The following is an 18,485-nucleotide window of genomic DNA, read 5'->3' on the forward strand; positions in this document are numbered from 1 at the left end:
GGTCAGGCCCCGGCGACCCAGACGGCCCCGGCGGCCGTCGCGCCGAGGACGATCGCGGCGTCCCCGATGTTCACCGTCACGTCGCCCGCGAAGGCGCGGTGCTCGTCCACCGTCAGCACGGCGTCCAGGCCGATGCCGCGCTCGCCGAGATAGCGGAGGACGGCGGGGTCGGCGTCCGAGATGCGCACGACGGTGAGCGGGACGCCGGTCTCCGCGTTCAGCAGCGGCACGGCCTCCGGTCGCCGCGGGGTCCCGTCGGCCGTCGGGATGGGGTCGCCGTGCGGGTCGCGGGCCGGGTAACCGAGCCGCCGGTCGATCCGGTCGACCAGCCCGTCGGAGACGGCGTGCTCCAGCACCTCCGCCTCATCGTGCACCTCGTCCCAGCCGTAGCCGAGCTCCTCGACCAGGAAGGTCTCGATCAGCCGGTGCCTGCGCACCATCGCGACCGCGCCACGGCGGCCGTCGTCGGTCAGCTCGATCGCGCCGTACGGCTCATGCACGACCAGGCCCTGGTCGGCGAGCCGGCGGATGCCGTCCGACACGGTCGCGGCGCGCACGCCCATCCGCTCCGAGAGCTGCTTGACGGTGATGGGGTCGCCGGACCACTCGGTCGCCGACCAGATCAGCTTCAGGTAGTCCTGAGCGACGGGCGAGAGATCGGACACGGGCATGGAGGAAAGTCTAGGCGGCGGCCCACAGCGCGAAGGAGCGGGGTCACACGGCGGCAACGCCGCACCCGCCCTGTTACGGTGGACCGCGTGAAGTACGCAGAGACCATCATCGACTTGGTCGGCGACACTCCGCTCGTGAAGCTCAACCGGCTGACCGACGGAATCGCGGCGACGGTGCTCGTCAAACTCGAGTACCTGAACCCCGGAGGTTCGTCGAAGGACCGCATCGCCTCCCGCATCCTCGACGCGGCGGAGGCCGAGGGGCTGCTGAAGCCCGGCGGCACCATCGTGGAGCCGACGAGCGGCAACACCGGCGTGGGCCTCGCGCTCGTCGCCCAGCAGCGCGGCTACCGCTGCGTGTTCGTGCTGCCCGACAAGGTGGGCGAGGACAAGCGCAACGTGCTCACCGCCTACGGCGCGGAGATCGTGGTGACGCCCACCTCGGTGCCTCCGGAGCACCCGGACTCCTACTACTCGGTGTCCGACCGGCTGGCGGCGGAGATCCCGGGGGCGTTCAAGCCCAACCAGTACTTCAACCCGAACGGCCCGCGCAGCCACTACGAGACCACCGGTCCGGAGATCTGGCGCGACACGGACGGCCGCATCACCCACCTGGTGGCGGGCGTCGGCACCGGCGGCACCATCACGGGCACCGGACGCTACCTCAAGGAGGTCTCCGAGGGCCGCGTCCGCATCGTCGGCGCCGACCCGGAGGGCTCGGTCTACTCCGGCGGCACCGGGCGGCCGTACCTCGTGGAGGGCGTGGGCGAGGACTTCTGGCCCGGCGCATACGACCCCAGCGTGGTGGACGAGGTCATCCCGGTCAGCGACGCCGAGTCGTTCCACATGACCAGGCGGCTCGCCCGCGAGGAGGGCATCCTCGTCGGCGGCTCCAGCGGCATGGCCGTGGTGGCCGCGCTGCGCGCCGCGAAGGACCTCACCGCCGACGACATCGTGGTGGTCATCCTCCCGGACGGCGGCCGCGGCTACCTCGCGAAGATCTTCAACGACAAGTGGATGCGCTCCTACGGCTTCAGCGAGGTGCCGGACGAGGCGACCGTGCACGACGTCGTCCGCACCAAGCGCGGCGACCTGCCGGACCTCGTGCACGCGCACCCGTCCGACACCGTGCACGACGCCATCGAGATCATGAACACGTACGGCGTCTCGCAGCTCCCCGTGCTGACGGCGGAGCCGCCGGTCGTCATGGGCGAAGTCGCCGGAGCGCTCGACGAGCGCTCGCTGGTGGACGACGTGTTCGGCGGGCGCGCCAGGATGAACGACCCGGTCGGGGCGCACCTGGGCGAGCCGCTGCCGCTGATCGGCGTCAACGAGTCGGTCACGGCCGCGCGGGCGGCGCTCGCCGTCGCGAACGCGCTGCTGGTCACGGAGGACGGCAAGCCCGTCGCCGTGCTGACCCGGCAGGACCTCCTCACCTACCTGAGCGAATAGCCGCTCGCACCTCAGCCCCCGCATCGAAGTAAGGATCACGATGACCCACGGTTTCGCCACGCGCGCCATCCACGTCGGCCAGGAGTTCGACCCGACCACGGGCGCGATCATCCCGCCGATCTACCAGACCTCGACGTTCGTGCAGGACGGCGTCGGCGGCCTCCGCGGCGGCTACGAGTACGGGCGCGCGGGCAACCCGACGCGCACCTCGCTGGAGACGCTGCTGGCCTCCCTGGAGGGCGGCGTGAGCGCGCTGTCGTTCGCCTCCGGCCTCGCGGCGGAGGACGCCCTGCTGCGCGCGGTGCTGCGCCCGGGCGACCACGTCGTGCTCGGCAATGACGTCTACGGCGGCACCCACCGGCTCATCAACCGCATCCACGGCGCCTGGGATGTGCGCAACACCACCGTCGACCTCGGCGACCTGGACGCCGTCCGCACCGCCCTCGGGACGGATCGGACCCGCGTGCTCTGGATCGAGACCCCGAGCAACCCGCTCATGAAGGTCAGCGACCTCGCGGCGCTCGTCGAGCTGGGTCACGCCGCGGGCGCGCTGGTCGTCGTGGACAACACGTTCGCGTCGCCCGCCCTCCAGCAGCCGCTGTCGTTCGGCGCGGACGTCGTGGTGCACTCCACCACGAAGTACCTCGGCGGCCACTCCGACGTGATCGGCGGCGCCCTGGTCTTCGCCGACGCCGAGCTCGCCGAGAAGGCGCAGTTCATCCAGTTCGCGGCCGGCGCGGTGTCGTCGCCGATGGACGCCTGGCTCACCACCCGCGGCATCAAGACGCTCGACGTGCGGATGAAGCGGCACAGCGAGAACGCGCAGGCCATCGCGGAGGCGCTGGTCGGGCGCCAGGGGATCGACGCGGTGTACTACCCCGGCCTCCCGGACCACCCCGGCCACGAGCTCGCCGCCCGGCAGATGAGCGGCTTCGGCGGCATGCTGTCGGTCGCGCTGAGCGGGGGAGCGGCGGCGGCGCGGCGGTTCGCGGAGTCGACCGAGGTGTTCCAGCTCGCGGAGTCGCTCGGCGGCGTGGAGTCCCTGATCGGCTACCCGTCGGAGATGACGCACGCGTCGGTGCGCGGCACCGAGCTGGAGGTCCCGGACAACGTCATCCGGCTGTCGGTCGGGATCGAGGACGTCTCCGACCTGCTGGCCGACGTCGAGCAGGCGCTGGCCCGGTAGTCCGGCCATGACCTCCATCCGCCCGGCGCGCCCCGCCGACGCCGACGCCGTGCTGCGCCTGTTCGACGACGCGATCGCCTGGTTCCTCACCATCGGGAACACCGGGCAGTGGGGCACCCAGCCGTTCTCGGAGCGGCCGGAGCAGGTGACCCGCGTGCAGGGCTGGGTCGCCGAGCCCGGGACGTGGATCGCCGAGCACCCGGAAGCGGGCGTCGTGGGCTTCCTCGCGCTCGGGGCGGCGACCGAGTACGTGCCGGCCGCGACCGAGCCGGAGCTGTACGTGCGCGTCCTGATCGGCTCCCGCGACCCGCGCGCCACGGGGACCGGCCGGCGGCTGCTGGACTTCGCCCACGAGGAGGCGCTCGCCGCAGGGGTCGGCACGCTGCGGGTCGACTGCTACGCGGGCGGGACCGGCGACCTGGTGCGCTGGTACGAGTCGTGCGGGTACACGCGCACCGACCGGTTCCTGGTCGGCGAGTGGCCGGGGCAGGTGCTCGAGCGGCGGGTCGTCCGCCCGGACTGAGCCGCGCTGGGCGGATTCACGGGTTACGGGGTATTGCTTCCCTGAGGACCCCTCACCGATAGTGGTTGTCGTGAGGACTTTCGGGGTGGAGGAAGAGCTCCTCTTGGTCGATGAACGCGGGATCGCGACTCCGGTCGCCCCGTACGCGCTGGCGGACGCTCCCGCCGGGACCGAGCTGCGGCTCGGCGCCGAGATCCAGCAGGAGATGATCGAGACGCAGACGCTCCCGCGCCTGACGACGCACGACCTGTACGCGGACATCATGGAGGGGCGTACGCTCGCCGACACGCTCGCCCGGCGGCACGGCGCCAGGGCCGTGGCGGTCGCGATGTCGCCCCTGCCGCTGCGACCGCACGCCACACCGGACCCGCGCTACGACCAGATGATGGCCAGGTACGGGCTCACCGCGAAGGGCACGCTGGTCTGCGGCTGCCATGTGCACGTCGTGATCCACTCCCGCGAGGAGGGCGTCGCGGTCCTCGACCGCATCCGCACCTGGCTGCCCGCGCTGCTGGCGCTCACGGCCAACTCGCCGTTCGTCGGCGGCGTCGACACCGGGCACGCCAGTTACCGGTTCGTGGCCTGGCACCAGTGGCAGAGCGCGGGGCCGACCGACGTGTTCGGGTCGGTGGAGGCCTACGACCGGTTCGAGCGGCTGCTCGTGGAGACCGGAGTCATCCTCGACAAGGCGATGCTCTACCTGGACGCGCGGGTCTCGCACAAGCAGCCGACCGTGGAGGTGCGGGTCGCGGACGTCTGCCTCGACGCGCGCGACACGGTCGTGCTGGCCGCATTGGTGCGCGCCCTCGTCGACACCGCCGTCGGCGAGTGGCGTTCTGGCGTCCCGCCGCTTGCGACGCCCTCCGCGGCCCTGCGGCTGGCCGAGTGGCAGGCGGCCCTGACCGGGGTCGGCGGCACGCTGCCGCATCCCGTGACCGGCCGCGAAGGCACGGCGGTCGCCGCTCTCGACGCGCTGCTCGCCCACACGGCACGCGCGCTGGAGAGCTACGGTGACCTGGAGCTGGTGCGCCGCGGGGTGGACAGGATCCTGCGCAGCGGAGGCGGCGCGGGCCGTCAGCGGGCCGCCCACGCCCGGCGCGGACGGATGCGCGACGTCGTCGCCGAGGCGGTCGCGGTGACCCACGACGAGGGCGTCGAGGGCGACGGCCGGTTCGTGGCGTAGCGATCCCTTCCGCCGGAGGCTCGACACGCTTACGCTTCGGACATGGGATGGAGGGCCGGGACGTGGAGGCGGACATGACGGGGAAGGAACTGGCCCACCAGCACGCCGTGTACACCTACGGCACGCTCCCGCTCACCCTGATGTACAGCCCGACGGCGACGGCGGCGTGGGAGGTGTACTTCGGCGGCGACTACCTCGGGCTCGTCGAGGAGTCGCACATCCCCGGCGACCCGTGGCCGGCGTTCGTGGCGCGGCCGCCGGGCGAGGAGGAGACCGGTGACGGCATCCCGGCGCGGGACTGGCGGGTCGCGGTGGAGCTGCTGGCGGCGCGGGCGGGGCTGTGAGGGACGCTCCTCAGTCGCTGGGCACCGGCTCCGTCACGCGCTCGATTTCCGGCAGCCTCCAGGTTCCGTCGAACCACGGCTCCAGCGGCCCGTAGAGGCGGACCATCGGGAACCACGACTTGCCGGGCACGGTGCGGACCCAGTTCGACTCGTGCCCTGCCGGCGCGTGCGGACCGAACCAGAGCAGGTGCGAGCCGTCGGCGTCCGGCTTCACGGTGCCCGCGAGGCTCGACAGCGCGGGGTACGGGTTGTCCGGGAGCTGGAGCAGCGAGCGCGTCTGGGTGTCGTAGAGGTCGATGGACCAGAAGTTCTTCGCGGGCGCGTCGGCGGGGATGCGGAGCGTGTAGGTCGCGCCGCCGTCGAGCGCGTGCCCGTCGCCGTCCTCCGCGGTGTACGCGTACGCGGACCCCGCGCCCACCTGGGCGTGTGCCATCGCCGGTGTGATGACGGTTGCGAAATAGTGGAATTGCGTCCTGGCGTCCAAGAGCCGCGCGCCCTCGCGGAGGAACTCGTAGCTGCCGCCGACGAACGCGTTCTTCCACGACGATCCGGACCAGTAGTACGCGGCGGGGTCGCGCGGCGCGAAGACGAGGGCGCGGGACATCGCCGCCCCGAGCCGGGCCCCGGCGTCGAGGAGCCGCGCCCGCTGCTCGTCGGGAGCGAACGGCTGCCCGTGCACCACACCCAGCGCAGCGAAGACGCCGGTGCGCTCCGGGTCGAGCGCGTCGAGCGGCTCCTCCTGGACGATCTGGTCGATCTCCCGGAAGAACTCGAGGTCGTTCGAGTGCACGGTGTTCTGCCGCACGTCGGCGATGTTGAGGAAGGTGTTCTCGCGAGGGTGGTCCGCTTCGGCGAGCGGGTAGATGCGCGTCGTCTTCATAGCGGGCACGCCGCCGAGCGTGCGGAGGACGACCCAGTTGCTGTAGGTGGCCGGGCGCAGCACGAAGTAGCCTTCCGGGTCCGCGCCCTCCCAGCCCGGGGGAAGGAACAGGTACTTCCCGCCCGCGCCGCGGTCGGGACCCGCGATGCCCATGTCGGTCACATACCGGAACCAGAAGTCGTCCACCACGCACAGCGACTCCGGTGGCGCCTCGATGACGGTCGGACCCCACGCCTTCAGGTCGAGGAAGGTCGTGCCATAGGTGGTCTCCGTGTTCGGCGTCAGGTAGAGGCCGCCCGAGTTCGCGCGCGGGTCGGTGTAGCCGACGATGTCGGGGGAGGTGACCCCCGCGGTGCGCAGGCCGCTGCGCAGCGCCACGAGCGACGCCCCCGGGATCCCGATCAGGAACGCCTCCGCGGCGCGCATCAGGTCGAGGGCGTCGTAGAGCGCGCCCACCGACGTCGGGCGTGGCACCCCGTCGAAGAACTCGAAGGCGCCGAACGGCGTCGCCAGCTCATCCGGCGTCGAGATGCGCTGCACGGCCTCCCGCAACTGCTCCGCGGTCAGCCCCGCACCCGGTGTCCCCTCGATCGGCATGGCACGTCCTCCCCGTGGCCGGTCGGTCCGGCCGATGGCGGGAAAATAACGTGGAACGCGAGAGGGCGTCTAGAGGCGGGTCAGAACGCGAACTGCGCCCACTCCGTCCGGTCGAGGCTCACGCGCTCGCCGTGCCTCTCCACCACCCAGTGCGAGGGCGTCCCCGCCAGATACGTGCAGAGCACGGTCTCACTGCTCCAGCCGTCCGCGGACCGGATCCATCTCACCAGATGGATGTCCTGGCCCGGTTTCGGCGCGTTCCCGATCGGCGTCTCGTAGGTCGTCACGCTGCACCCCTCCCCAGTTGTGCAACCGGTCCCTGGGTCGTCGGAGGTGCGCCTGACATCGCTTCCGCCGGCTCGGGACTGGCTCCTGGACCACACCCTAGTGGGGTACAAGCCCGGGGGACAAGAGGAACGGGGTGAACAGGAGGGGACAGCTCGTGGTCCGTTCAGATTCCGGGGTCGTCCTCGTCGTCCGCCGCCGCGTCGTCCTCCGGCTCGAAGACGCCGTCGGCGTCGTACGGTCCGCCGCCTTCGCCCTCGGCCAGGGCGTCGACGTCGATGGGCTCGCCGGAGGGGGTCTCCGGCCAGTTCTCTCGTTCATCGGTCATGCCGTGATGGTAGGGCCGATCGCGGTACTCGCAGTACCTCCCATTCGTGCGGTGTCCCCGCGTAACGTCGTGGGGGAGAGGAGAACGAGACTATGGAGTACACACGACTGGGGTCGACCGGCCTGACGGTCAGCCGCCTCGCACTGGGCTGCATGAGCTTCGGCGACACATCGCGCGGCTTCAACGAGTGGGCACTGGACGACGAGGGCGCCGCACCGATCTTCCGCCAGGCCGTTGAGGCCGGCATCACCTTCTGGGACACCGCCAACGTCTACGGCTTCGGCAGCTCGGAGGAGATCGTCGGCCGCGCCATCCGCGAGTACACGAAGCGCGAGGACATCGTGCTGGCGACCAAGCTGAACTTCAAGATGCACGACGGCCCCGGCGGCGCGGGCCTCTCGCGCCGCGCGATCCTCGAGCAGATCGACGCCTCGCTGCAGCGACTCGGCACCGACTTCGTCGACCTCTACCAGATCCACCGCTTCGACCCGCTGACCCCGGCGGAGGAGACGATGGAGGCGCTGCACGACGTGGTCAAGGCGGGCAAGGCCCGCTACATCGGCGCCTCGTCGATGTGGGCGTGGCAGTTCGCCAAGCTCCAGCACGCGGCCGACCTCGGCGGCTGGACGCGGTTCGCGACCATGCAGGACCAGTACAGCCTGATGATGCGCGAGGAGGAGCGGGAGATGTTCCCGCTGCTGGCGGACCAGGGCGTCGGCAGCCTCCCATGGAGCCCGCTCGCGAAGGGCCGGCTGACGCGGCCGTGGGGCGAGCAGACGCTGCGCGGCGAGACCGACCCACTGCAGGCGCGGTACTCCGAGGAGCACGACAAGCCGATCGCGGAGGCCGTGCAGCGGGTTGCGGAGGCGCGCGGCGTCCCGATGGCGCAGGTCGCGCTGGCCTGGGTGCTGCGCAACCCGGTCGTGGACGCCCCGATCGTCGGCGCGACGAAGCCGCACCACCTCCCGGACGCCGTGGCGGCCGTGCACCTGGAGCTGACGGAGGACGAGGTGCACGCGCTCGAAGAGCCCTACACGGTCACGATGCCGACGGGGTTCTGACCGCGAACGAACTGACAGGACACGCCGCCCGCGATGTTGTCGAGGCGGCGTGTCCTGTCAGTTAGATCGTTGGGCCCCGGGCTCCTCGGCCTTCGCCTCGGCGATGGACGCGCGGACCGCGTCCATGTCGAGCGCCTTGACCTGGGTGATCAGGTCCTGGAAGGTCGGGGCGGGGAGTGCGCCCGGCTGCGAGAACACCAGGATGCCGTCGCGGAACGCCATCAGCGTCGGGATGGAGGTGATCCCGGCGGAGGCGGCGAGCGCCTGCTCGGCCTCGGTGTCGACCTTGCCGAACACGACGTCGGTGTGCTCCTGCGACGCCTTCTCGAAGACCGGGCCGAACATGCGGCACGGGCCGCACCATTCCGCCCAGAAGTCGACGAAGACGATGTCGTTCTCGGTGATCTTGGACTCGATGTTCTGAGCGGTGAGCTCGACGGTAGCCATGACGAGTGCAACGGCACGCCGGCCTCCGACATTCCCCGTCCGCCATCGAGCAGGAATGGAGAAGCACCCCGGCCGTGCCCGCGCCTACCGTGATTCCCATGACCTCCATCGACCACATCACCCTCGAGGTGGCGGACGCCTCCGCCGCCCAGCAGTTCTACGACGCCGCCTTCGGGCTCGGCGACCGGGTGCGCGTGCGCGCCTCCGACACCCCCTCCACCGGCTTCCGCGGCTACACGATGTCCATCACGGTCGCTCAGCCGGCCGACGTGACCGCCTACGTGGAGGCCGCGCTCGCCGCGGGCGCGACGACCATCAAGCCGGTCGCCAAGAGCTTCTGGGGCGTCGGCGGCACCGTGCAGGCGCCGGACGGCGCGATCTGGAAGATCGCGACCTCCGAGAAGAAGGACTCCGGCCCGGCCAAGCGCGAGCCCGAGTCGGTCGTGCTGCTGCTCGGCGTCGACGATGTGGGCGCGAGCAAGCAGTTCTACGCCGCACGCGGCCTCCCGGTCGGCAAGAGCTTCGGCTCCTACGTGCAGTTCGACCTGAAGGACAGCCCGGTGCAGCTCGGCCTCTACAAGCGGCGGGCGCTGGCCAAGGACGCGGGCGTCGCGGAGGACGGGTCCGGCTCGCACCGCATCGTCATCGGCGGCGAAAGCGCAGCGACCGATCCGGACGGCTTCGCCTGGGAGACCGCAGCCGACTGAGCGGCGCAGCATGCTGAGCGGCGCAGCCGGCTGATCGGCGCAGCATAGGAACCCCTCAGAACCTCCATCGACCGGGCATAACGTCGCGAAAGGTCACAGGTAGGTAACGGCGGCAGGGTTGCTGCCATGTCCCAGCCAACGCCACTCTCGCTCGACATCGTCGTGCCCGTGTACAACGAGCAGCCGACGCTCGACACGTCCCTCCGCCGGCTGCACGCCTACCTGACCGACACGGTGCAGGCGAGCTGGCGGATCACGATCGCCGACAACGCCAGCACCGACGCCACACCCGCCCTCGCGGACGCGCTCGCCGGGGAGCTGAGCGGGGTCGTCGCCGTGCACCTCCCGCTGAAAGGTCGCGGACGCGCCCTGAAAGCGGTGTGGGGCTCCTCGCCCGCCGAGGTCCTCGTCTACCTGGACGAGGACCTCTCCACCGACCTCGCCGCCCTGCCGCCGCTGGTGGCGCCGCTGCTCTCCGGCCACTCCGACCTCGCGATCGGGACCCGGCTGGGCAGGAGCGCGCGCGTCACGCGGGGCGGCAGGCGCGAGTTCATCTCCCGCAGCTACAACCTGCTGCTGCGCCGCACGATGTCGGTCGGGTTCAGCGACGCGCAGTGCGGCTTCAAGGCCATCCGCCGGGATGTCGCCCAGCGTCTCCTCCCGCTCGTGGAGGACGACGGCTGGTTCTTCGACACCGAGCTGCTGATCCTCGCCGAGCGTGCAGGGCTGCGCATCCACGAGATCCCCGTCGACTGGGTGGACGACCCGCACAGCTCGGTGGACATCGTGCGCACTGCCCGCGAAGACCTCAAGGGGATGCTGCGCGTCGGCACGAACATCGCGCGCGGCCGCATCCCGATCGAGGCCGTCTACGCGGAGCTCGGGCGGCGGCCGTTCGCGCCGCCGACGCCGCCGAGCTTCTTCGGCCAGGTCGTGCGGTTCGCGATTGTCGGTGTGCTCTCGACCGCGGCGTACGCGCTGCTGTACCTGCTGCTGTCCGGTGTGCTCGGCGGTCAGGCGGCGAACTTCGCTGCCCTGCTGCTGACGGCGGTGGCCAACACCTGGGCCAACCGGCGCTTCACGTTCGGTGTGCGCGGACGGCCCGGGATGGTGCGGCATCAGTTCCAGGGGCTGGTCGTGTTCGGGATCGCGTGGGCGCTGACCAGCGGGTCGCTCGCGGTGCTGCACGCCACGGCGCCCGGTGCGCCCGCCAGGGTCGAGCTGATCGTGCTCACGGCGGCGAACCTGTTCGCGACGCTCGTGCGGTTCGTGCTGCTGCGGCTGTGGGTGTTCCGGGCGGGGAGGCGGCGGGCGGTGGTCGAGGCCGATCCCGTCGGGCCATCCGATCCCGTCAGGCCATCCGATCCCGGGCCGCTTCCCGACACCGCCCTCATTCTCGTCCCGACCGAAACGGAGAAGTGATCATGTCCGTCACGACAGCACCCAGCCCGAGCGCACCCAGCACGACCGTCCCCGCCTCCACCTCCGAGCCCCGTCGCTCCACCGCCTGGCTGCGCCGCCTCGTGCGCGGCAGGGAGGGCGCCGCCGCCTGGGAGCGCCCGGCGCTGCTCGGCCTGCTGGCCGTCACCGCGCTCCTCTACCTCTGGGACCTCGCCGCCAGCGGCTGGGCCAACTCCTTCTACTCAGCCGCCGTGCAGGCCGGGTCGGTGAACTGGGAGGCCTTCTTCTACGGGTCCAGCGACGCCGCGAACTCGATCACGGTCGACAAGCCTCCCGCGAGCCTCTGGATCATGGCCCTCTCGGTGCGGATCTTCGGCCTCAGCTCGTGGAGCATCCTCGTGCCGGAGGCGCTGATGGGCGTCGCGACCGTGTGGCTCGTCTACCTGATCGTGCGCCGCAACTTCAGCGCGCGGACCGCGCTGCTCGCGGGCGGCGTGCTGGCGGTGACACCGGTGGCGGCGCTGATGTTCCGGTTCAACAACCCGGACGCGCTGCTCGTGCTGCTGCTGACACTGGCGACCTACCTGACCCTGCGCGGCATCGAGTCCGGGCGCATCCGTTGGGTGATCTGGGCGGGCGTCGCGGTCGGCTTCGGGTTCCTGACCAAGCAGCTCCAGGCGTTCCTCATTCTCCCGGTGCTCGCCGGGGTCTACCTGGCGGCGGCGCGGATCTCCTGGGCGAAGCGCTTCGGCCACCTGTTCGCGGCGCTCGGCGCGGTGGTCGTCGCCGCGGGCTGGTGGGTCGCGATCGTCCAGGTCGTCCCCGCCTCCTTGCGGCCGTACATCGGCGGTTCGCAGACCAACAGCTTCCTGGAGCTGACCTTCGGCTACAACGGGCTCGGCCGCCTCACCGGCAACGAGACCGGCAGCGTGACCGGCGGCCGGGGCGGCGCGACGGGAGGCGGGATGTGGGGAGCCACCGGCATCCTGCGCCTGTTCGAGAACGAGGTCGGCGGCCAGATCGCCTGGCTGCTCCCGGCGGCGCTCGTGCTGTTCGTCGTGGCGCTCCTGCTCGGCCGCCGGATGGCGCGCACCGACGCCCGCCGCGCGACCCTCCTGCTGTTCGGCGGCTGGCTGATCGTGACCGCGGTCGCGTTCTCGTTCATGGCCGGCATCTTCCACGCCTACTACACGGTCGCGCTGGCCCCGGCGCTCGCCGGCGTCGTCGCGATCGGCGCCTCGGCGGTCTGGGGTGCCCGCGACCGGCTGTGGGTGCGCATCCTCTCGGCCGTGACCATGCTCGGCACCGCGGTGTGGGCGTGGGTGCTGCTCGACCGCGCGACCTCCTGGCTCCCGTGGCTGAAGGTGGTCGTCCTCGCCGTCGCGCTCGCGGCGTCCGTGCTGCTGCTCCTTCCCCCGCGCAGCCGGGCGCTGTCAGGCGCGACCATCGCCGCGACGCTGGTGGCGGCGCTGCTCGCGCCCACCGCGTACACGCTGCAGACCGTGACCACGGGGCACAGCGGGTCGATCGTGACCGCGGGGCCGACCGTGGCGGGGGCGATGGGCGGGCCGGGCGGCGGGCGCGGATTCGGCGGGGCGCCCACCGGCGGCGGGGGCGCGCCGGGTGGCGGCTTCGGCGGACAGGGCGGGTTCCCCGGGACCGGTGGGACGAACGGCGGGACCGGCGGGACGGCAGGCGGGACCGGCGGGACGGCCGGCGGCACCGGCGGCACGACGGGCGCGCAGGGCGGCACGACGGGCGGCGCCACCGGGGCACCCGGCGCTGCGCGCGGCGGCGGAATGGGCGGCCTCCTCGGCTCCAGCACGGTCAGCTCCCAGCTCAGCGCCTTGCTGAAGGCGAACGCCTCCTCCTACACCTGGGTGGCGGCGGCGATCGGCTCCAACTCCGCGGCGGGCTACCAGCTCGCGACCCAGGAGGCCGTGATGCCGATCGGCGGCTTCAACGGCTCCGACCCGTCACCCACGCTGGCGCAGTTCGAGCAGTACGTGAAGGAAGGAAAGGTCCACTACTTCATCGCCGGCGGGGTCGGCCAGGCCAACGGCGGGAGCAGCGCCTCCAGCGCCATCGCCTCCTGGGTCGAGAAGAACTACACCGCGACGACAGTGGGAGGTGTCACCCTCTACGACCTGACGAAGTGACGCCCTCGAAGGGCACGTAAACGCCCCTAAAACGCCGTTTTAGGGGCGTTTACGTGCCCCTCGGCGACGCGGTGAACGGTTGGCGGGCGATCATCGGCGATTGGCTGCGGATGAGCGGCGGATGTCGGTGGTCCACGCCAAGATGGTCCAGTGACCGATAGCGCCCCCTCCGCCACGCGGGTGCCCACGGCGGAGCCCGTCGAGCACCGCGGGCACCTCGGCGTCGCCGGCGGCACGGCGCTCTACGTCGCGGCCGTCCTCGGAACGGGCATCCTCGTCCTGCCCGCGCTCGCCGCCGCCGCGGCCGGACCCGGCGCGATCCTCGCGGTCGCCGCCCTCGCGCTCATCTCGGTGCCACTGGCCGCGACGTTCGCCGCGCTGGCCCGCCGCCACCCCGACGCCGGCGGCGTCGCCACGTTCGCCCGCCGCGCCTTCGGCCCGACCTCCGCGCGGATCGTCAGCTACTGGTTCTTCTTCGGCACCCCGATCGGCGCACCCATCGCCGCGCTGATGACCGCGCGCTACGTCGTGGCGGTGATCGGCGGCGACGCCGTGCAGACCGTCGTCATCGCGATCGCCCTGATGGTCGTCCCCGTCGCGGTCACCGCGTTCGGCGTCCGGTTCGCCGCGTCCGTCCAGCTCGTGCTCTCCGGGGCGCTCATCGCCGTGCTCGTCTTCGTCCTCGCCGCCGCCGCGCCGCACGCGCGCGCCGGGAACCTCCAGCCCCTGCTCCCGCACGGCTGGTCGGGCGTCGGGCTCGCGATGAGCCTCTACATCTGGGCGTTCGCCGGATGGGAGGCCGTCGCCGGCATCGGCGGGGAGTTCCGCAACCCGCGGCGCGACATCCCGCGCGCGACCGCTCTGGCGCTGGTGATCGTGTCGGTCGCCTACCTCGCGATCCAGACCGTCACCGTCGCCGTGCTGGGCGGCCGCGCCGCCACATCGGCCGTCCCGCTGCTCGACCTCGTGTCGGTCGCGACCGGCTCCGGCGGCGGCATCGTTGTCGCGGTCATCGCCGCGATCGTCGTCACGGGCGTCTTCAACGCCTACCTCGCCGCCTTCAGCAAGCTGGGCGCCGCGATGGGCCGCGACGGCGACCTCCCCACCTGGTTCGGCCGCGGCGCCGAGAACGGCGCCGTCGCTCGACGAGGGCTCCTACTGTCGGCGGTGGTCATGGCGCTGTACTCGGTCGTGGTGCTGGCCAGCGGCGACCTCCAGCCGTTCATCCTCGTGCACACCAGCATCGCGGCGGCCGTCTACGGGCTGGGCGTCGCGAGTGCGATCGTCCTGCTGCCGACCCGCTCGCCGGGGTGGTGGATGGCTGTCCTCTCGGTCGTGTTCGCGGCAGGACTGCTGGTGCTGGCCGGCTGGCACCTGGTGTTCCCGGCCGGGATCGCGGCGATCGCGGTGCTCGTCGGGGTCGTTACGCGCCGGAGGACGCGCCGCCGCGGGTGAGCCGCACGGACGCGCCGCAGCACGGCCCCGTCACGGATAATGGGGCGGTGCCCCACGATCCTGCGGTCCGCGCCGCGAGCATCCGCGACGTCGCGCTCCTCGCCGGCGTCTCGCACCAGACGGTGTCCCGGGTCATCAACGACCACCCGAGCATCCGGGACTCCACCCGGCAGCGTGTCCTCGACGCGATGGAGCACCTCCAGTACCGCCCCAACCGGGCGGCGCGGGCGCTCGTCACCGCGCGGTCGCGCACCCTCGGCGTGCTCTCCACCACCGCGGCCGCCCTCTACGGGCCGGTGTCGAGCATCAACGCCGTCCAGGGCGCCGCTCGCGACGCCGGGTACTACCTCGCGGTCGCCCAGATCCCCGAGCTGACCGACGCGGGGATCGCCGCGGCGCTCGACCACCTGCTGGCGCAGGCGGTGGAGGGCATCATCGTCATCGCGCCGCAGGACCTGGTGCTGGAGCACATCTCGAGCGCGCGCATCGGCGTCCCGTACGTCACGCTCCAGGGCGGATCGGAGCACGTCGAGCGCGAGCTGACGGTCGACCAGGAGGCCGGGGCCCGCGCGGCGACCGCGCACCTGATCGGGCTCGGTCACCGGCGCATCCTCCACATCACCGGCCCGCTCGCGTGGTTCGAGGCGCAGGCGCGCGTCGCCGGCTACAGCCACGAGCTGGAGGCCGCGGGCCTGGCGCCGGCGCTGCTGGAGGGCGACTGGTCCGCCGAGTCGGGGTATCGCGCAGCTCAGACCTTCGTGCGGGATCCCGAGACCACGGCGGTGTTCGCGTCGAACGACCAGATGGCGCTCGGGGTGTACCACGCCGCCCGGGAGGCCGGCCGGCGCATCCCGGAGGACCTGAGCGTCGTCGGCTTCGACGACATCCCGGAGGCGGCGCACTTCTGGCCGCCGCTGACCACCGTCCTGCAGGACTTCACCGAGCTCGGCCGCCGCAGTGTGGAGCGCCTGGTCGCCGAGATCGAGGGCGGCGAGGTGCCGGGGCCGGCCAGCCTGCTGCCGGAGCTGATCGTGCGCGAGTCGACGACAGCTCCCGGGGCTGCCGGGAGGCCGGGCGGATGAGCACCGACGAGCGGCACCGGGACATGGCCGGGCGCCTCGCCAAGCCGGAGGGGGTGCTCGCGCCGCGCTACCGCTGGGTGAGCATCGGGATGTGCCTGCTCGTCACGCTGGCGGCCTTCGAAGCGCTCGCGGTGACGACGATCATGCCCACCGTCAGCCACCAGCTGCACGGCGCCGGCCTGTACGCCTTCGCATTCGCCGGGCCGCTCGCCGTCGGGGTCGTCGGCATGGTCGTGGCCGGGACCTGGTGCGACCGCGGCAACCCCCGAACCGTCCTGTTCGCATCGGTCGGGCTGTTCGCGACCGGGCTCATCCTGGCCGGTCTCGCACCGACGATGGGACTGTTCGTCACCGGACGGCTCGTGCACGGGCTCGGCGGCGGCGCGCTCACCGTGGCGCTCTACGTGATCGTCGCGCGCGTCTACCCACCACGGCTGCACGCCCGGATCTTCGCCGGTTTCGCCGCCGCGTGGGTCATCCCGTCGCTGATCGGCCCGGTGATCGCGGGCGCCGTCGCCGAGACGGTCGGCTGGCGCTGGGTGTTCCTCGGCGTCGTGGCGCTGGTCGTTCTCGCGATGCTGATGGTCGTGCCCGCGATGCGCGGCCTGCACGCGCCCGAGCGGCGACCGGAGGGAGGCCGGCGCGAGCTGGCACGTGCCGGGCTGGCCACGCTGGTGGCAGTCGCCGTCCTCGCCCTCACACTCGCCGCGGAGGCGCGCGGACCCGTCCAGTGGCTGGTCCCGGTGTTCGCGGCGGCGGGTGCGATCGCGGCGCTGCGGCCCCTGATCCCGGCGGGCACGCTGCTCGCGCGCCGCGGCCTCCCGAGCGTGGTCCTGCTGCGGGCGATCATCGCCGGGACGTTCTTCTCCGCGGAGGTCTACGTGCCGCTGCTGATGGTGACGCAGTACGGCGCGTCCCCGGCCGTCGCGGGCCTCGCGCTCACCGCCGCGGGCCTGAGCTGGGCCGCGGCCTCCTGGGCGCAGGGCCGGTTCCCGTCGATCAGCCACCGCCTCGCCGCGCGCCTCGGCGCCCTCGGCTTGACCATCGCGATCGCCTCCCTGCTGGTGACCGCGCTGACCGGGGCCTCCCCGGTGATCGTGGTCGTCGGCTGGGCGTTCGCCGGCGCCGGGATGGGCATCCTCTACCCGCGCCTCGGCGTCCTCACCCTGGAGTACTCGACCCCCGCCGACCAGGGTTTCAACAGCTCGGCCCTGTCGATCGCGGACTCCACCGGCTCGGCCATCGCCCTGGCCACGACCGCGATCGCGTTCTCCGCGCTCGGCGGCGCGTCATCGCCCGCGGCGTTCGCCGGGGTATTCGCCGTGAACGGCGTCCTGTGCCTGGCCGCGTGGCTGTGCGGCGGCCGGATCGTCCGCCGCTGACCCGCCGCGCGCCTGTGAAGCGGTCGCTCACGGAGCGGTGGGGGCGGCCTCCGCGTCGCCCGCCGCGGCCGCCCCACGCGCTCCCGCGGAGTCCGACGGGTCGTCCTGCCGCCGGCTCGCCAGCAGGAACGGGATCCCGATCAGCTCGATCGCGCCGCCGATGACGAGCGACGTCCCGTACCCCCAGAGGTCGGCCGCGCGCCCGAGCGCCGGCTGGATGACCACGCCGCCGAGGCTCCCGAACAGCGAGTCGAACGACAGCACGGTCGCGCGCTGCTTCGACGGGATCATGTCGTTCAGGTACGCCTGCCGCACCGGGCCCGCCACCGCGAACACGAAACCCCAGATCACCAGCAGCACCACCGCGAACCAGAAGAACGCCGTCAGTCCCATCGCCACCAGGATGACGATGCTGGCGAGCGAGGCGCCGATGATCGTCGTCGTCCGCTTGGCGAACAGGCGCCGGAGCCGCGGCGCGAAGATGCCGCCCGCCACCTGCGCGAGCGACAGGATGGCCGCCGCGAGTCCGGCGACCGAGTACGCCTTCGGGTCGCCGTACAGTTCGAGCAGGTACGGCTGGAGGGCGTAGAAGGCGTAGATCCCGACCCCGGACGCGAACGGCGCCGACAGGATGATGTAGCGCACCGAGCGCTTCCGCATCCCGTGCTCGATCGACTGGGTGAGGACGTTCCTGGTCGCCCGGAGCGGCCCCATCGATCGGTCGGGGGTGAAACCGACGTCGCGCATCGCGATGAAGGCGAACACGAACATCCCGACGAGCACGCCCGCGCGCAACAGGAACGGCACCCCGAGGTTCGTCACCTGCGCGATCACCCCGCCCAGCACGGACCCGGCGAACATCGCCGCCCCGGTGACGACGAGCGCGCGACCGAAGACGGACTCCAGGCTCCCGGTGTACCCGGTGTACGCGAGCGCGTCGACCAGCCACGCGTCCGTCGCGCCGGAGAAGAAGGTGAAACCGAGCCCGAGCAGCATGGAGGCCACCGCCCACCAGAAGAACGGCGCGTGCCACAGCCAGAGCAGCCAGTACAGCACGGTCGACAGCGACAGGGTGATCGTGCCGAGCAGATAGGAGGCGCGGCGCCCGATGGTGTCGGCGACGACCCCGGTGGGGATCTCGAAGATGACCATCCCAGCGGTGAAGAACGCGTTCGCCGCGAACGCCTCGAAGTTGGTCAGTCCGGCGTCGAGCAGGAACAGGGTGTTGATGCCCCAGATGAACGACGCGGCCAGGGTGTTGCCGAGCAGGAGGGTGAGGTAGACGGCCTGGACCCGGCGGGGTGACGGGTTCATGGCCGGGGACCGGATGGTGCGTTCATGC

At 72.2% G+C, this 18,485-nt stretch carries 18 protein-coding genes; 12 read left to right on the top strand and 6 right to left on the bottom strand.

Features of this window, described 5'->3' with window-relative positions; genetic code table 11:
• Window positions 1–2 precede the first annotated feature (2 nt).
• Complete coding sequence (locus tag ABH923_RS15645) at window positions 3–671, bottom strand: metal-dependent transcriptional regulator (protein ID WP_370056311.1); 669 nt, start codon at window positions 669–671, stop codon at window positions 3–5.
• 87 nt (window positions 672–758) lie between these two features.
• Between ABH923_RS15645 and ABH923_RS15650 the strand changes: the two genes are divergently transcribed.
• From ABH923_RS15650 to ABH923_RS15670, 5 genes are all read left to right on the top strand, one after another.
• The gene (locus tag ABH923_RS15650; RefSeq protein ID WP_370056312.1) at window positions 759–2,123 is read left to right on the top strand and encodes a cystathionine beta-synthase; all 1,365 of its coding nucleotides are present in this window, start codon (window positions 759–761) and stop codon (window positions 2,121–2,123) included.
• A gap of 40 nt (window positions 2,124–2,163) precedes the next feature.
• Entirely contained in the window at window positions 2,164–3,309 is a 1,146-nt protein-coding gene (locus tag ABH923_RS15655; RefSeq protein ID WP_370056313.1) for a cystathionine gamma-synthase, read from the top strand.
• 7 nt (window positions 3,310–3,316) lie between these two features.
• Complete coding sequence (locus ABH923_RS15660; protein WP_370056314.1) at window positions 3,317–3,832, top strand: N-acetyltransferase family protein; 516 nt, start codon at window positions 3,317–3,319, stop codon at window positions 3,830–3,832.
• 70 nt (window positions 3,833–3,902) lie between these two features.
• Window positions 3,903–5,015: a glutamate--cysteine ligase gene (locus tag ABH923_RS15665; RefSeq protein WP_370056315.1), complete on the top strand. Its 1,113-nt coding sequence runs from the start codon at window positions 3,903–3,905 to the stop codon at window positions 5,013–5,015.
• Window positions 5,016–5,089: 74 nt separating this feature from the next.
• Entirely contained in the window at window positions 5,090–5,359 is a 270-nt protein-coding gene (locus ABH923_RS15670; RefSeq protein WP_369960974.1) for a hypothetical protein, read from the top strand.
• 10 nt (window positions 5,360–5,369) lie between these two features.
• Here the strand turns inward: ABH923_RS15670 and ABH923_RS15675 are convergent, their stop codons facing one another.
• From ABH923_RS15675 to ABH923_RS15685, 3 genes are all read right to left on the bottom strand, one after another.
• Window positions 5,370–6,836, bottom strand: a complete 1,467-nt coding sequence (locus tag ABH923_RS15675; RefSeq protein ID WP_370056316.1) for a DUF1254 domain-containing protein — start codon at window positions 6,834–6,836, stop codon at window positions 5,370–5,372.
• 80 nt (window positions 6,837–6,916) lie between these two features.
• The gene (locus ABH923_RS15680; protein ID WP_370056317.1) at window positions 6,917–7,123 is read right to left on the bottom strand and encodes a hypothetical protein; all 207 of its coding nucleotides are present in this window, start codon (window positions 7,121–7,123) and stop codon (window positions 6,917–6,919) included.
• A 164-nt stretch (window positions 7,124–7,287) separates the two neighbouring features.
• Entirely contained in the window at window positions 7,288–7,449 is a 162-nt protein-coding gene (locus ABH923_RS15685; RefSeq protein WP_370056318.1) for a hypothetical protein, read from the bottom strand.
• Between the two features lie 92 nt (window positions 7,450–7,541).
• Between ABH923_RS15685 and ABH923_RS15690 the strand changes: the two genes are divergently transcribed.
• The gene (locus ABH923_RS15690) at window positions 7,542–8,510 is read left to right on the top strand and encodes an aldo/keto reductase (protein ID WP_370056319.1); all 969 of its coding nucleotides are present in this window, start codon (window positions 7,542–7,544) and stop codon (window positions 8,508–8,510) included.
• A 57-nt stretch (window positions 8,511–8,567) separates the two neighbouring features.
• On the opposite strand, the gene trxA is transcribed toward ABH923_RS15690, so the two are convergent.
• The gene (trxA, locus tag ABH923_RS15695) at window positions 8,568–8,957 is read right to left on the bottom strand and encodes a thioredoxin (RefSeq protein ID WP_370056320.1); all 390 of its coding nucleotides are present in this window, start codon (window positions 8,955–8,957) and stop codon (window positions 8,568–8,570) included.
• A gap of 98 nt (window positions 8,958–9,055) precedes the next feature.
• Here trxA and ABH923_RS15700 point away from each other — a divergent pair, with 98 nt between their 5' ends.
• The 6 genes from ABH923_RS15700 to ABH923_RS15725 all read left to right on the top strand — a co-directional run bounded on the left by ABH923_RS15700 (window position 9,056) and on the right by ABH923_RS15725 (window position 17,143).
• The gene (locus ABH923_RS15700) at window positions 9,056–9,664 is read left to right on the top strand and encodes a glyoxalase (RefSeq protein WP_370056321.1); all 609 of its coding nucleotides are present in this window, start codon (window positions 9,056–9,058) and stop codon (window positions 9,662–9,664) included.
• 126 nt (window positions 9,665–9,790) lie between these two features.
• Complete coding sequence (locus ABH923_RS15705) at window positions 9,791–11,086, top strand: glycosyltransferase (protein ID WP_370056322.1); 1,296 nt, start codon at window positions 9,791–9,793, stop codon at window positions 11,084–11,086.
• Between the two features lie 2 nt (window positions 11,087–11,088).
• Window positions 11,089–13,224 (top strand): ArnT family glycosyltransferase, encoded by a 2,136-nt coding sequence (locus tag ABH923_RS15710; RefSeq protein WP_370056323.1) that lies wholly within the window; start codon window positions 11,089–11,091, stop codon window positions 13,222–13,224.
• Between the two features lie 150 nt (window positions 13,225–13,374).
• Window positions 13,375–14,679 carry an APC family permease gene (locus ABH923_RS15715; protein ID WP_370056324.1) on the top strand — a complete coding sequence of 435 codons (1,305 nt, stop codon included), beginning with the start codon at window positions 13,375–13,377 and terminating at the stop codon, window positions 14,677–14,679.
• 47 nt (window positions 14,680–14,726) lie between these two features.
• Window positions 14,727–15,761, top strand: coding sequence for a LacI family DNA-binding transcriptional regulator (locus ABH923_RS15720; protein WP_370056325.1), 1,035 nt, complete (start codon window positions 14,727–14,729; stop codon window positions 15,759–15,761).
• On the top strand, window positions 15,758–17,143 hold the full coding sequence (locus tag ABH923_RS15725) for an MFS transporter (protein ID WP_370056326.1): 1,386 nt from the start codon (window positions 15,758–15,760) through the stop codon (window positions 17,141–17,143). Before ABH923_RS15720 ends, ABH923_RS15725 begins: the two co-directional genes overlap by 4 nt.
• Before the next feature lie 27 nt (window positions 17,144–17,170).
• Here the strand turns inward: ABH923_RS15725 and ABH923_RS15730 are convergent, their stop codons facing one another.
• A complete protein-coding gene (locus ABH923_RS15730; RefSeq protein ID WP_370056327.1) occupies window positions 17,171–18,457 on the bottom strand; it encodes an MFS transporter in 1,287 nt (428 codons plus the stop codon).
• Window positions 18,458–18,485 lie beyond the last annotated feature (28 nt).

This window comes from Leifsonia sp. EB41, from assembly GCF_041262565.1.
Lineage (GTDB): Bacteria > Actinomycetota > Actinomycetes > Actinomycetales > Microbacteriaceae > Leifsonia.

What these genes read in the sequence shown, in the direction of transcription:
- ABH923_RS15670 (WP_369960974.1), top strand. Translation starts at nt 5,090, where the DNA reads ATGACGGGGAAGGAACTGGCCCACCAGCACGCCGTGTACACCTACGGC.
- ABH923_RS15725 (WP_370056326.1), top strand. Translation starts at nt 15,758, where the DNA reads ATGAGCACCGACGAGCGGCACCGGGACATGGCCGGGCGCCTCGCCAAG.
- ABH923_RS15690 (WP_370056319.1), top strand. Translation starts at nt 7,542, where the DNA reads ATGGAGTACACACGACTGGGGTCGACCGGCCTGACGGTCAGCCGCCTC.
- ABH923_RS15710 (WP_370056323.1), top strand. Translation starts at nt 11,089, where the DNA reads ATGTCCGTCACGACAGCACCCAGCCCGAGCGCACCCAGCACGACCGTC.
- ABH923_RS15685 (WP_370056318.1), bottom strand. Translation starts at nt 7,449, where the DNA reads ATGACCGATGAACGAGAGAACTGGCCGGAGACCCCCTCCGGCGAGCCC.
- ABH923_RS15655 (WP_370056313.1), top strand. Translation starts at nt 2,164, where the DNA reads ATGACCCACGGTTTCGCCACGCGCGCCATCCACGTCGGCCAGGAGTTC.
- ABH923_RS15705 (WP_370056322.1), top strand. Translation starts at nt 9,791, where the DNA reads ATGTCCCAGCCAACGCCACTCTCGCTCGACATCGTCGTGCCCGTGTAC.
- ABH923_RS15730 (WP_370056327.1), bottom strand. Translation starts at nt 18,457, where the DNA reads ATGAACCCGTCACCCCGCCGGGTCCAGGCCGTCTACCTCACCCTCCTG.
- ABH923_RS15675 (WP_370056316.1), bottom strand. Translation starts at nt 6,836, where the DNA reads ATGCCGATCGAGGGGACACCGGGTGCGGGGCTGACCGCGGAGCAGTTG.
- trxA (WP_370056320.1), bottom strand. Translation starts at nt 8,957, where the DNA reads ATGGCTACCGTCGAGCTCACCGCTCAGAACATCGAGTCCAAGATCACC.
- ABH923_RS15700 (WP_370056321.1), top strand. Translation starts at nt 9,056, where the DNA reads ATGACCTCCATCGACCACATCACCCTCGAGGTGGCGGACGCCTCCGCC.
- ABH923_RS15660 (WP_370056314.1), top strand. Translation starts at nt 3,317, where the DNA reads ATGACCTCCATCCGCCCGGCGCGCCCCGCCGACGCCGACGCCGTGCTG.
- ABH923_RS15645 (WP_370056311.1), bottom strand. Translation starts at nt 671, where the DNA reads ATGCCCGTGTCCGATCTCTCGCCCGTCGCTCAGGACTACCTGAAGCTG.